At 71.1% G+C, this 12972-nt stretch carries 8 protein-coding genes; 1 reads left to right on the top strand and 7 read right to left on the bottom strand.

What is annotated here, in order from left to right; genetic code table 11:
* Positions 1-33 precede the first annotated feature (33 nt).
* Complete coding sequence (pdeM, locus tag HXX10_RS02335) at positions 34-765, top strand: ligase-associated DNA damage response endonuclease PdeM (protein ID WP_296519819.1); 732 nt, start codon at positions 34-36, stop codon at positions 763-765.
* A gap of 291 nt (positions 766-1056) precedes the next feature.
* Here pdeM and HXX10_RS02330 read toward each other — a convergent pair whose 3' ends face one another.
* From HXX10_RS02330 to HXX10_RS02300, 7 genes are all read right to left on the bottom strand, one after another.
* Positions 1057-4896, bottom strand: a complete 3840-nt coding sequence (locus HXX10_RS02330; protein WP_296519817.1) for a PHP domain-containing protein — start codon at positions 4894-4896, stop codon at positions 1057-1059.
* A gap of 6 nt (positions 4897-4902) precedes the next feature.
* Positions 4903-6789, bottom strand: coding sequence for a DNA polymerase Y family protein (locus tag HXX10_RS02325; protein ID WP_296519816.1), 1887 nt, complete (start codon positions 6787-6789; stop codon positions 4903-4905).
* Positions 6686-7447, bottom strand: a complete 762-nt coding sequence (locus HXX10_RS02320; RefSeq protein WP_296519814.1) for a DNA repair protein — start codon at positions 7445-7447, stop codon at positions 6686-6688. Before HXX10_RS02320 ends, HXX10_RS02325 begins: the two co-directional genes overlap by 104 nt.
* A gap of 372 nt (positions 7448-7819) precedes the next feature.
* On the bottom strand, positions 7820-8575 hold the full coding sequence (locus HXX10_RS02315) for a DUF2865 domain-containing protein (RefSeq protein WP_296519813.1): 756 nt from the start codon (positions 8573-8575) through the stop codon (positions 7820-7822).
* A gap of 123 nt (positions 8576-8698) precedes the next feature.
* A complete protein-coding gene (locus tag HXX10_RS02310; protein WP_296519812.1) occupies positions 8699-9433 on the bottom strand; it encodes a L,D-transpeptidase in 735 nt (244 codons plus the stop codon).
* A 681-nt stretch (positions 9434-10114) separates the two neighbouring features.
* Entirely contained in the window at positions 10115-10666 is a 552-nt protein-coding gene (locus HXX10_RS02305) for a hypothetical protein (protein WP_296519810.1), read from the bottom strand.
* A gap of 198 nt (positions 10667-10864) precedes the next feature.
* Entirely contained in the window at positions 10865-12730 is a 1866-nt protein-coding gene (locus tag HXX10_RS02300) for an HWE histidine kinase domain-containing protein (RefSeq protein ID WP_296519809.1), read from the bottom strand.
* Positions 12731-12972 lie beyond the last annotated feature (242 nt).

Genomic DNA, 12972 nt, shown 5'->3' with positions numbered 1-12972 from the left:
AGGGAATGGCGCGCGCGTGAGGTCCCGTTCGTGATGGACGCCCGCACGGCGTCGTGGGGCTTGGCGAGCGGCGAGGCGCGCGCCGCCGGAACCATGCTGACGGTCGCCGGCGTGCCGATGGTCGCCGACCTCTCCGGCGCGCTGTGGTGGCCGGACCGGCGGATGCTGCTGGTCGCCGACCTTCATCTCGAGAAGGGCTCCGCCTGCGCGTCGCGCGGATCGCTGCTGCCGCCCTTCGACACGGCCGAGACGCTCGAGCAACTCGCCTGGGTGATCGGCTTCTATGATCCCTCCGTCGTCGTCGCGCTCGGCGACAGCTTTCACGATACGGGTGGCGCCGATCGGCTCGCCGCCGAGGCCCGGGCCCATCTGGTGTCGCTCCAGCGCGGGCGCGACTGGGTGTGGATCGCCGGCAATCACGATCCCGAGCCGGAGCGCGACGTCGGCGGGGTGTTCGCCCGCGAGATGCGGGTCGGTCCGCTGGTGCTCCGGCACGAGCCGGCGGCCGGCCACGGCGTGGTCGGCGAGATCGCCGGGCATCTGCATCCGTGCGCCCGTGTCGTGCAGCGCGGCCGCAGCCTGACGCGGCGCTGCTTCGCCGGCGACGGCCGCCGTATGGTGATGCCGGCCTTCGGCGCTTTTACGGGCGGCCTCAATGTGCGTCACGCGGCGTTCGAGGCCGTGTTCGACGGCACGGCCTTCACGACCCACCTGATCGGCGACAGCCGGCTCTACACATTCCCGGCCGCGCGGTGTGTGGGGTGACGGCTCTCCCCGTCATGGCCGGACTTGTCTGACGGATCATTATCAGCTTCGGCGTGGCCGCGGACACTCGTACCCTCTCCCCGGCGGAGGGCCTTGCAGAATTCACCTCGGTCGTTCCGGGGCGGCCCGCAGGGCCGAGCCCGGAACCCATAACCCCTGTGTTTCTGAAGCAATCGGCACCGGGGCTATGGATTCCGGGCTCGCGAACCTTCGGTTCGCGCCCCGGAATAACGAATTCTGCAAGGCCCTCCGCCGGGGAGAGGTGAACGGTGGTTGCCGCTGCGCATCGCCTCACCGAAAATTCCTCCCCTTCGGCATGGCGCTGCGCACGCGCGCGGCCGGGGCGATCTCGTCGCCGAGGTCGGGGGCCTCCCGCAGCAACGCGGCGAGCGAGGAGCCGGCGCGCAGCGGCTGGCGGTTTTCCGGGATCGGCCGCTTGAACTCGTCGCAGCGGGCCAGCGTCTCGACGCAGCCGGTGTCCTCGGCGAGCTTTCGCAGCAGCGGCGACAAGTCTTCCAGCTTTTCGGCCACCACATGGATCACGCCCTGCTCGTTCTGCAGCCGGCCCGTGACGGCGACCAGGCGTGCGCCCAGCACGATCGGGCGAAAAATCTCGAACACCTGCGGCCAGACGATGATGTTGGCGATGCCGGACTCGTCCTCCAGGGTCTCGAAGATGACGCCCTTGGCGGTGCCGGGCCGCTGGCGCACCAGCACGAGGCCGGCGACGCAGACGCGCCGCCCTGACGGCAGCGCGGCCAGCCGCTCGTTCGGCACGATGCGGCGACGCTCGAGGTCGACGCGCAGGAACGAGACGGGGTGCGCCTTCAGCGACAGATGCAGGTGGCGATAGTCGGCGACGACATGCTCGCCGAGCCGCATCGGCGGCAGCGCCACGTCGGGCTCGCGCTCCGGCGTCTCGACCCGGGCGAACAGCGGCAGATCCTCCTTGTCGCCGGTGCGGCGCAGCGCCCGCACGGCCCACAGCGCCTGTCGGCGATCGAGCCCGAGCGAGCGGAACGCATCGGCTTCGGCGAGCCTTTCCAGTACGGCCGGCGACAGTTTTGTGCGCAGCCACAGGTCGCGCAGCGAGTCGAAACCGTCCTTACGCATGGCGGCGATCTTTTTCCCGTCCTCCTCCTTGAGCCCGGAAATCTGGCGAAAACCGAGCCGCACCGCATGCGTCGCCTCGATATCATTCGCCATGTCGGCGTGGCGGGGGTGGAGGCGTGGCGGTGATGTACCGACTCCGTCATTCCGGGGCGCGGGCTCTTGCCCGCGAGTCCGGAATCCATAACCCCGGTCTGTGAGTATGGATTCCGGGCTCGCCGCTGCGCGGCGCCCCGGAATGACGGAAGGAGAGATCGCGGCCGCCTCCTCCAGCCCGTTGTCCCAATCCGAAAAGCTCACGTCGACCGGCAGCACCGCGACGCCGTGCTCCTGCGCGTCGCGGACGATCTGGGCGGGGGCGTAAAAACCCATCGGCTGGCTGTTGAGCAGCGCCGCGGCAAACACGTCGGGATAGCGGCATTTGATCCAGGCCGAGGCGTAGACCAGGAGCGCGAAGCTCGCCGCGTGGCTCTCCGGAAAGCCGTACTCGCCGAAGCCCTCGATCTGGTTGAAGCAGCGCTCGGCGAAGTCGCGCGGATAGCCGCGCGCCGCCATGCCGTCGATCAGCTTGGCACGAAAATATTTTATGGTGCCGACCCGGCGAAACGTCGCCATGGCGCGGCGGAGCTGGTCGGCCTCGCTGGGCGTGAAGCCGGCCGCGACGATGGCGATGCGCATCGCCTGCTCCTGGAACAGCGGCACGCCGAGCGTCTTTCCCAGCACCTGCGCCAGCTCGTCGGCGGGACCATGTTCGGGCGAGGGCGAGGGAAAGCGCACCGGCTCAAAACCCTGCCGGCGGCGCAGATAGGGATGCACCATGTCGCCCTGGATCGGCCCCGGCCGCACGATCGCCACCTCGATGACGAGGTCGTAGAACGCTTGCGGCTTGAGCCGCGGCAGCATGGTCATCTGGGCGCGGCTCTCGACCTGGAAAACCCCGACCGAGTCGGCCCGCGACAGCATGCGGTAGACGGCCTCGTCCTCCGGCGGAATGGCGGAGAGGTCGAGACGCGACGGTTCTTCTACCGTCGGCGCGTCCGGGTGGGGTACCCCCCTCCCTGTCCCTCCCCCACAAGGGGGGAGGGAACGCGAGAGCCGTGACGGCTTCGTGTGCGGCCCCGCCGTATCGGGCGTCTCTGCAGTCTCATGTCTGGCCGCTGTCTGCTCCCTCCCCCCTTGTGGGGGAGGGGTGGGGAGGGGGGTACCCGCGAATGAGGGCGCCCCGGCAAGTGCTCGAATCTGCTCCGCATAATGCCGCTGCAAAAAATCCAGCGCCCGCCTCAGGCACGACAGCATGCCGAGCGCCAGCACGTCGATCTTGAGAATCCGCAGCGTGTCGAGATCGTCCTTGTCCCATTCGATGACGGTGCGGTTTTCCATCGCGGCGTTCTCGATCGGCACCAGCTCGTCGAGCCGGCCGCGCGTGATGACGAAGCCGCCGACATGCTGGGAGAGATGCCGCGGGAATCCCGTCAGCTCGCGCGCCAGCGCGAGCGCCTGCGACAGCCGCGCATCGGCGGGATCGAAGCCGGCGCGGCGCGCATGCTGGTCCGAGATGGCGTCGCGCGAAAAACCCCACAGCGTGCCGGCGAGCGCGCCGATCGTGTCCTCGGTCAGGCCGAAGGCCTTGCCGACGTCGCGCACCGCGCTGCGGCCGCGATAGCAGATCACGGTGGCGGCGAGGCCGGCGCGCTCGCGCCCGTAGCGGCCGTAGATGTACTGGATCACCTCCTCGCGCCGCTCGTGCTCGAAGTCGACGTCGATGTCGGGCGGCTCGCGCCGCTCGGCCGAGACGAAGCGCTCGAACAGGAGGTCGCTGCGCGCCGGGTCGACCTCGGTGATGCCGAGGCAGTAGCAGACGGCCGAGTTCGCCGCCGAGCCGCGGCCCTGGCACAGAATGCCGCGCGAGCGGGCGAAGCGCACGATGTCGTGCACGGTGAGGAAATAGGGCGCGTAGGAAAGCGTGCCGATCAGCGCGTATTCGTGGTCGAGGGCGTGCCTCACCTTGGCGGGCACGCCGTCCGGGTAGCGCCGCGACGCGCCTTCCTCGGCGTAGGCGACCAGCGCCTCCTGCGGCGTGGCAAAGCCGTCGCGCACCTCGTCCGGATAGTCGTAGGCGAGCTCGTCGAGCGAGAAGCGGCAGCTCTCCAGAAACACCAGCGTCTGCGCCACCGCCTCCGGCGCGGCGCGGAACAGCCGTGCCATCTCGTCGGCGGATTTGAGATGGCGCTCGGCATTGGCCTCGAGCAGGCGGCCGGCGGCGTCGAGCGTGGTGTGCTCGCGGATGCAGGTGAGAACATCTTGAAGGGGTCGCCGCTCGGGCGCGTGGAACAGCACGTCGCCGACCGCGATCAGCGGCGTTTTCGTCTCGGCGCCGAGCGCCGCGAGCCGCGCCAGCCGCCGCGCATCGTCGCCGCGATAGAGCATGCCGGCGCCGAGCCAGACGCGGGCGCCGGCGGAGCGGAGCGAAGCAAACAAAAACGAGAAATCGTGGCGTGTGATTTGTTCTGGGCCTCTCCGCTCCGTCATGGCCGGGCTCGACCCGGCCATCCATCCTTTTCGCGAGACCCTCTTTTCAGCGATGGATGCGCGGGTCGAGCCCGCGCATGACGGGCTCTGGGCGGAGCGGCGCCGCTGCGCATCCATCAGCACGATCAGATTGAGGCCCTCGGCATGGGCGACGAGGTCGTCGAATGTCAGCGTGCAGGCACCCTTCCCGGCGCGACGCTTGCCGAGGGTCAGCAGCCGCACCAGCCGCGCCCAGGCGGCGCGGTCGCGCGGATAGGCCAGGATGTCGGGCGTGCCGTCACAAAACACCAGCCGGGCGCCGACCAAAAGCTTGACGCCGTGCTCTTTCGCCGCCTCGTGCGCCCGCACCACGCCGGCGACCGAGTTGCGGTCGGCGACGCCGAGCGCCGCCAGCCCGAGCGCCTTCGCTTGCTGCACCAGCTCCTCGGGATGCGAGGCGCCGCGCAGAAAGGAGAAGTTGGTGGTGACGGCGAGCTCGGCATAGGCGGCCATGGCGGCTCAGCCGAACAGGCCGTGCAGAAACCAGCGCGGCTGCGCCGTCTCGCGGCCGTAGAGGCCCTCGCGAAACAGCCAGGCGCGCAGGCCGCGCCGGCTCTCCACCCGGAAATAGTCGCGTGTCAGCGCGTGGCCGTCGGTGTCGCGCCACCAGGCGAGCGCGATGCGCTCGGGCCCCTCGGCCGCCGCCACCTCGTGCAGCACGCGCCGCCAGCGGAACCGCACCGGCGGCCCGTCCGGCACCGCTGCCACCGCCTCGACCGGCTCGGGTTTTTGCAACAGCCGCATCGGCCGGGCGGGCAGGAGGGTGTCTTGAGAGTCGGCGGATGCCGCGGGCTCCGAAGACCTCTCCCCGCGGGCGGGAAGAGGTCGGCGGGATGCGGAGCGTCCCGCCGGGTGAGGGGGCATTTCGAGGGACACGGAGCGCGGCGGCGCCCCCTCACCCGGATCGCTGCGCGATCCGACCTCTCCCCGCCCGCGGGGAGAGGTGAAGGTGCCGTGCGATACCGCCTGCCGTTCCCGCACCGCCTGGGCCGGCAGGGCCGCGACGGCGAGTTCCGGGACATGGGTGTCCTGGGCGACCTGCCGGGTGACACGGCGGGCGCCGAAGCGGGCGCCGAGCCGATCGACCAGATGGGCGAGCTCGGCCGCGTGATCGGCGGCGTTTTGGGCGTCGAGCCCGGCCTGCACCGGGTCGCAGCGCTCGACCGCGAGCGCCGACAGCCGCACCAGGTCGAAGCCGAAGCCAGGATCGCAGGGCTCGCCCACCGCCAGCCGGTCGGCGAACAGGCGGGCGATGCGGTCGGGATCGCGCACCGGCGCGCCGGTGCCGACTCCGATGCGGACCACGTGTCCGTCGGTGCGGAACAGCGCCGCCTCGAGGGCGCGGGCGCCGTCGCCGCGCGCCTCCAGCACGCAGCCGAGCCGGGCTCCGAGTCGCGCGATGATGCCGAGCACGTCGCGCTCCAGCATGATCGGCTCGGCGAAGCGCTGCTCGACCACGCAAGTGGGCGTCGGCAGGCGCGGCATGATCGGCTCGTCGGCGTCGCCGCGCGCCTGGTCGAGCCGGTCGAGCAGGCCGTCGAAGCGGGCCGCCAGCGTCGCCCGCGGCAGCGTCGCGACGTCGGCGATGCGCTTCAGCCCGACGGCGGCGAGCGCCGAGACCGTGGCCGCATCGAGCCGAAGGGCAGCGAGCGGCAGCGGCGCCAAGGCCTCGTCCTGGCGGCCGGGCGGGACGATGAACACAGCTTGGTCATTCCGGGGCGCGGGCGTAAGCCCGCGAACCCGGAATCCAGACGCCGTCACGCCGTCTCGTTGCGGGGCTGGATTCCGGATCGCGGCTGCTGACGCAGCCTCGTCCGGAATGACGAAGGCCTGGTCGCGCGTGCCGCAGCGCGCCACCGCGAACGCGCAGGCCGGCGTGTCGGCGACGGCGATGCGCACCGACAGGCCGGCCGCCGCGAGACGGGCCGCGAGGGCGCCGGCGAGCGCCGCCTCGCCGCCGAACAGATGGGCGCAGCCGGTGATGTCGAGCACGATCCCGTCGGGCGGATCGAGCGCCACCAGCGGGGTGAAGCGGTCGCAGGTGTCGGCGACCCGCTCCAGCAGAGCGTGGTCGGCGGCGGGATCGTGCGCCGCCACGGCAAGGCCGGGATGGCGGGCGCGGGCATCGGCGATGGTGACGCCGACGGCGAGGCCGAGCCGGGCGGCGGCGGCGTTCAGCGCAGCGATGCGCTGCGCCGACCTCACCATCTGGGCCGTGACCAGGGGCGCGTCGCTCGCCGCCTCATCCGGCCCGGCGCCCGACCTTCGCGTCGTCCCAAGAATCCGGTCGGTCGACAGCCGGCACAGCCACAGCGAGAGAAGGCGCCTCGACGAAGACGTGCTCATGGTGATCCCACGACAGGAGCCAGCGGCCGGTGGGGCCGTGGCGGTTACGCACGACAGACAACAGGACGGTCGGCCGCCCGAGGCCGCCGAAGGCGTCGGGCCGGCTCGGCGCGGCGGCGATCTCCAGACGGGTCGCGGCCGGGCTCGCCAGCGCGTCGGCGCGGTGGCGCAGCACCAGGCCGAGCCCGCCGCCGGTCGCGGCGGCGAGCGACAGCCGGCGCAGCGCCACCAGATCGAGGGCGCGGTCGTCGAAAAACTCGCCGACCACCACGGCGAGCGCCCGGCACTGCAGCGCCTCCTCCATGGCGAAGGCGCCGTCGCGCTCGCTCGCCACCCGCAGGTCGATCAGGCGGAGGAGGGGCAGGCCGAGCGCCTCCAAGCCGGGGCCGTAGAGCCGCCCCGCCTCGAAGCCGGCGAGATCGGGCTGGATCCACAAAACCTCGCGGCGGGCGAAGCGTCGCACCGTGCGAAGCGCGTGGGCCGCCAGCGCCAGCGCCATGCCGGCGGCGGCGGCGAGGTCGAAGGCCGCGGCCGGGACGATCTCGTGCAGGGCGCCGAGCATGAGGCCGCCGCCCAGCACGCGGTCGAGCGCCGGCACGCCGAGCGCCAGCGCCGCCTCGTCGGCCGGCACCGGCCGGTGCGCCTCGAGGGCGGCCACTCGGCTCCGGAGCGCGCGCAAGATCTCGCCCGGATCGGGGGGCGGCACAGCCACGATCGTTCCTCTATGTTCGCGATATGTTCTCTATAAATTCCGGAAACCCCGGCGGGAGTCAAGGAGGACCGGCAGGAGTCTTTCGGGGGTGCGGGGCAGGGTTGAGAAAGCGTGAAGAGGCAGGGCTTCGACGTCGTTCTCGGCGTCATCGCCGGGCTCGTCCCCACAGGGGCAAGTCAACGACCGAAGCCTCTCCTTCGTCGTGCTCCGCGCAGGCGGAGCACCCGGTACGCCGCAGCCGTTCGGGTGAAACAACAGGCCCCGGTGGATACTGGGTCGTCCGCCTTCGCGGACGACGACAGAAACGAGCGCCGGCGGTTACAGCCGCCGCTCGGGGAGCTTGAACTCCTTGGCGATGCGCATCCCGCGCAGCTTCTGGCGGGTGTCGCCGGAGACCAGGGTGGATTTGCGGAGCGGCGTGAAGCTCGCCGCCTTGTGCCGGCTGCCGGACCCGCCGTTGAACACTTTCAGGCCGTCGCTGGTGGCGACCACGTCGCCGGCCCGCAGGGTCGGATCGGCGGCGAGGTCGACCTTGGCGAGGCCGAAGGCGTCCCTGCCGTTGCAGGTGCAGCCGTCGACCAGCTCCTTGCGGTAGAGATGCGCGGTCGAGAGGCTCGCATAGCGGCTGCCGTCCGGCGTGGTCGCCTGATCGATGCCGGCGCCCTCGAACACTTTTGTGCGGCTCGCCGGGCAGAAGGCGCTGCACAGCTTGGCGGGCGTGACATTGGCGGTCGCGCTCAGCGGGAAGAACCGCCCGTCGCACAGGCGCACGCAATAGGCGGTCGGCGCCGGAGTGTTCGGGATCTCGACTCCCGGCGGCAGCGTGCCGGGGGCGCCGGGAGTCTCCGGCGGCGCATAGGCGAGCGTCGGGATCGGCTGCGGGCGCGTATCGCGCCGCTCGAACGGGTTGCCGAAGCTGCCGAAGATGTTGCCGAACACGCCGCCGGCCGGCGAAGCCGCCTGCGACGACGAGGCCGACCACGACTGCGCGTCGGCAGTCGCCGGCCCCAGCAGCGCAGCCGCGACGACGAACGCCGTCCACAAGCCAGGCGAGTGTTTGGGTGCGGAGCGCATTTTTATCGCCGGTGAGACGCGAGGCGGGCCGAGGGCCAAAAACCGCAGAGGAACATCACGGTTGAAAGACGACGGTCAAAACCGAAACGGCGGGGCCCGAGACCCCGCCGTCCGAGAAGGCGATCAGTAGACCCGGGCGCCGCCGAGCGTTCCGGCCGTGCGGGCCGGTTCCGCCGTGCGGGCGACCGGCGTCGCCTGCTGAACCGGGAGGCTCACGGTGCGGCGGGCGCTCATCGGCATCACCACCACCTTGGCGCCCTGCTTCACGCGGCCGTAGAGGTCGATCACGTCCTCGTTGGCGAGCCGGATGCAGCCCGACGACACGCGCTGGCCGATGGTCTCCGGGGCGTTGGTGCCGTGGATGCGGTAGACCGAGCTGCCCAGATACATGGCGCGGGCGCCGAGCGGGTTGCCGGGGCCGCCGGCCATGAAGCGCGGCAGATAGGGCTGGCGCTGCAGCATCTCCTGCGGCGGGTGCCAGTCCGGCCACTCGGCCATGCGGGAGACGTGCTCGACGCCCGACCAGGTGAAGCCCTCGCGGCCGACGCCGATGCCGTAGCGCATGGCCTTGCCGTTGCCGAGCACGAGATAGAGGTAGGTGTTCGGCGTGTCGATGATGATGGTGCCCGGGCCCTCGCTGCCCGTGTAGGCGACGACCTGGCGGCGCAGATGGGCCGGCACGGCGCGCGGCGCCTCGCTGGTGCGATCGTCGTGGATGTAGGGCGCGATGCGCGAGTCGCGATAGCCGTCCGGCGCGAAGAGCGAGAGCGGCTCGGCCTTGGCGGGCGTCAGCACCGAGCCGGCGACCATGATGGCGAGCGCGCCGATGACGAGATTGAGCTTCGCGGTGCGAGCCATGACCATCCCCCTGCTGTTCCCCGGCAGATCGACTGCCGCACATACAACGGACAAAGGGCAAAATGGTTCCGTCCCGTTAAGGATGAAAATTAAGGATGCGTGAAGATCGGCGCAGAAAGGTCGAAACCACGAGCTGATCAGATCGTCCTGCGAGGCCGTGTCGTGAACGCCTGTGCCGCAGGGGTTTCTCGGACATCCGTCGTCATCGAGGCAGCGTCCTTCTTCGCCATGGCCGGGCTTGTCCCCAAAGGCGTTGACTCAACGAATGAAGTGACAACTCCCAGTCTTGGTCGTTCCGGGGCGCGGCCGGCAGGCCGCGAACCCGGAACCCATAACCCCGGTCTGTGTGTATGGATTCCGGGCTCGCCGCTGCGCGGCGCCCCGGAATGACGGAGTGTTGGAGCTTCGGCACAGCACCAACTCAGCACCTTTGGGGCTTGTCGCGGCCATCCACGTCCTTGCGCGGCCTGCGGCCGCTGCGTGGATGCAAGCGACGAGCGCGGGCATGACTTGTCGGAATGCGGTGTACGGCCGCAAACGCCGACGCTCGCCGGCCGTCCTCGCCCATCCGAACGAAAAACGGCCGAGCATTGGCTCGGCCGTATCGTGATCAGATCGGGGTCTTCGGGTTGCAATCTCGTCGGTCGCAATCGACGACGCGTCACCTCACATCAGCAGCGACTAGACCAGGCACTTGCTGAGGATGTGCGAGAGCTGCGGGGCGGCGATCGGGCTGGCGGCCGCGTCGCACCCTTCCGGGATGCGGGGGCGGGCACCCGCCGGCTGGGCCGGCAGATCGCGCGAGCTGGCGGCCGGCTGGTTCGGCAGCGCGCGCGGCGGAATGGCGTCGGTGGCGACCGGGCGCACCGTGCTGCGCTGCGTCTCGCGCACCGTCACCTCGGGCAGCACCACGCCCTTGGTCACCACGGTGGCGTTGGTCAGCGGGTCGCTCTGGTAGAGAACGCGGCCGTCGCGATCGCGATAGATGATGGCGGCGTCGCGGATGCCCACCACCTCGACCGTCGAGATGATCTTGGCCTCGGGGCGCGCCGTCGTGGCGACCGGCAGGCGATCACTTTTCCGTGTGCGATCGATCGGCGCGGCCAGCGCAGCCGTGCGCGCCGCAGCCTCGGTCCCGAACACGCTGAACACCGGCTCCCCGCCGACCGCCAGGGCGGCCCAGGCGACGATGGCGGAAACGCCGACAACAGAAAGGATTTTTGTCTTGCACATCGGATTTTTCCAATATGCCGAGAAGGCCCCGTGCGACAGACCGCCCCCGTGAACGGTCCGAGCTGATAACGACTTGTTAACCAGTTGGTTCCTTCACGCTCCCGTGAGGTTCAACGGAAGGGCGTCATTCCAACGGCCAGGGGATTGGCTGGGGCAGTCGCCGGGCCGGCGGGGCGCCGGCAGGGGGCCTCGAAAAGCTCAGCGCGCGGCGAGCAGGTGCGAGCCCGGGATCACCATCCGGCAGCGCACGCCGCCTGGATCGAAGCTCAGAACGACCTCGGCGTCCAGTGCCCGGGCGAGGTTCTTCTCGACCACCAGGGTGCCGAAACCACGGGTTGCCGGCGCCGTCACGTCGGGCCCGTCCTTCTCGGCCCACAGGATCTCGACGCCCTCCTCGCCGGTTTCGCCGGCCGGCGTCATATGCCATTCGACATCGACCCGGCCGCCCGGCACCGACAGGGCGCCGTAGCGCTCGGCGTTCATGGCGAGTTCGTGCAGCGCGAGGCCGTAGCTCTGGGCGGCGGCCGGCTTGAGGTGCACGGCCGGGCCCTCGACCGAGACCCGCTTGGCGGCCCCGTCGAGATACTTGGAGAGCTGCCGGCGGGTGAGATCGCCCAGCGACGCCCCATACCAGCCCTCCTGGACCAGCAGGTCGTGCGAGGTGGCGAGCGCCTGCAGGCGGGCTCCGAAGGCCTCGAGGAAGGTTTCGATATTGCCGGCCGAATGACGGGCGGTCTGGCGCGCCATCGCCTGGATCACGGCGAGCAGGTTCTTGGACCGGTGGGTCAATTCGCGCATCAGGAGGCGCAGATGGCTCTCGCCGGTCTTGCGCTCGGTGATGTCGAACAGCGCGCAGGCGACCCCCGTGATGGTGCCGTCAGCCTCGGGCAGCGGCTCGACATGCAGCTCGTACCAGCGGGTGTCGGCCGCCTTGACGCTGACCTCGCCGCCCTGGGCCTTGCCGGTGGCGAGCGCGTCGCGGGCCAGCGCCCCGAACTGGGCGAGGCTCTCGGCCGGCAGGATCTCCTCGTCGGTGCGGCCGACGATCTCGGCGACGTCACGCCCGAACAAGGGATTGCTGATCGAGGTGAAGCGCAGGTCGCGGTCCTGGGTGAACAGCGTCATGTGCGAGCCGCGCAGCGCCATCTCGTAGCGCTGCAGGGCGGTGCGCAGCTCGTCGGCGAGGCGGCGCTGCTCGCTTTCCAGCGAGCGCAGCCGCGAGATGTCGATCGCCGCCCCGGTCAGCCCGTCGATCTGGCCGTCGAGCCCGCGGGCCGGCGCGAGATGGACCGCATAGAGGGCGCGCTCGTGCGGATTGACGGCGGTCAGCTCGCAGGTCTCGGCCTCGCCGCTCTCCAGCACGCGCCGCTTGATGGTCACCACGGCCTCGCGCTCGCCGACCGGGAAGAGCTCCTCGTCGGTGCGGCCGATCATGCCGTCGGCGCCGTCACCGGCCGGGTCGTAGACCCAGGTGTAGCGCAGCTCCCGGTCCTGCGAGAAGGCGTGCACATAGGCGCCGCGCAGCGCCGTCTCGAGCCGCGCCTTGACGGTCGACAGCTCGCGGGTCCGGTCGACCACCCGGGTCTCCAGCTCGCGCTGAACCGTCTCCAGCTCGCGCAGCGTCACCTCGTGGCCGGCGACCTCGCGGCGCAGGCTGTCGTTGGCCTGGGCGAGCTGGGCCGCCGAGGGGGCGCGGGCGAGCTGCGGCAGCAGCGGCAACAGCAGCACCACGGTAGCCGAGGCGAGAATCGCGACCGCGGCATTGGCGACGCCGACGGCGCCGTGCCAGGCCGGCAGGGCGGCGGCGGCCGCGCCGAGGAAATGGGCCGCGGCCGACAGCAGCAGGAAGATGCCGCCCGCCCAGATCAGCGGCCGGTACTCGCGGCCGAGGTCCGGCCGGCGCCGCACGATCCACACCAGCCCGAACAGAATCCCCAGGAAGCTGAAAGCGATGAAGGCTTCGGCCGTGAGCTGCAGCACGGTCAGGCCGGAGCGGACCCCGGATTCCGCGGCGGCCGGCAACCCTCCCGGCCCGGCGCCGAGCGTTTCGACCATGCCGCTCATTCCCCGCACTCCATCCCGGGCTCCGGGCCGGAGCGATCCTGCCGACCCGCCCGATCGCCGCCTTGATTTCGGGCAAGCGCCGAACGGCCGGGGACGGCCCTGCGGCGGTCTCCGCCCCCCGCCCGCCCGATCGCCCGGAACGACCCGTCGGGGCGGAACGCAACGCGGTGCCGGATGGTTTCTGGTGCGACGCGGCGGGCCGCCGAGGCCCCGGGGAAACGACGGTCGGGCCGGTGGTGAAA

This window comes from Rhodoplanes sp. (assembly GCF_013377085.1).
Taxonomy (GTDB): domain Bacteria; phylum Pseudomonadota; class Alphaproteobacteria; order Rhizobiales; family Xanthobacteraceae; genus Rhodoplanes.
This window is presented reverse-complemented; position numbering and strand designations above follow the sequence as displayed.

What these genes read in the sequence shown, in the direction of transcription:
- HXX10_RS02310 (WP_296519812.1), bottom strand. Translation starts at nt 9,433, where the DNA reads ATGGCTCGCACCGCGAAGCTCAATCTCGTCATCGGCGCGCTCGCCATC.
- pdeM (WP_296519819.1), top strand. Translation starts at nt 34, where the DNA reads ATGGACGCCCGCACGGCGTCGTGGGGCTTGGCGAGCGGCGAGGCGCGC.
- HXX10_RS02315 (WP_296519813.1), bottom strand. Translation starts at nt 8,575, where the DNA reads ATGCGCTCCGCACCCAAACACTCGCCTGGCTTGTGGACGGCGTTCGTC.
- HXX10_RS02300 (WP_296519809.1), bottom strand. Translation starts at nt 12,730, where the DNA reads ATGAGCGGCATGGTCGAAACGCTCGGCGCCGGGCCGGGAGGGTTGCCG.
- HXX10_RS02330 (WP_296519817.1), bottom strand. Translation starts at nt 4,896, where the DNA reads ATGGCCGCCTATGCCGAGCTCGCCGTCACCACCAACTTCTCCTTTCTG.
- HXX10_RS02305 (WP_296519810.1), bottom strand. Translation starts at nt 10,666, where the DNA reads ATGTGCAAGACAAAAATCCTTTCTGTTGTCGGCGTTTCCGCCATCGTC.
- HXX10_RS02325 (WP_296519816.1), bottom strand. Translation starts at nt 6,789, where the DNA reads ATGAGCACGTCTTCGTCGAGGCGCCTTCTCTCGCTGTGGCTGTGCCGG.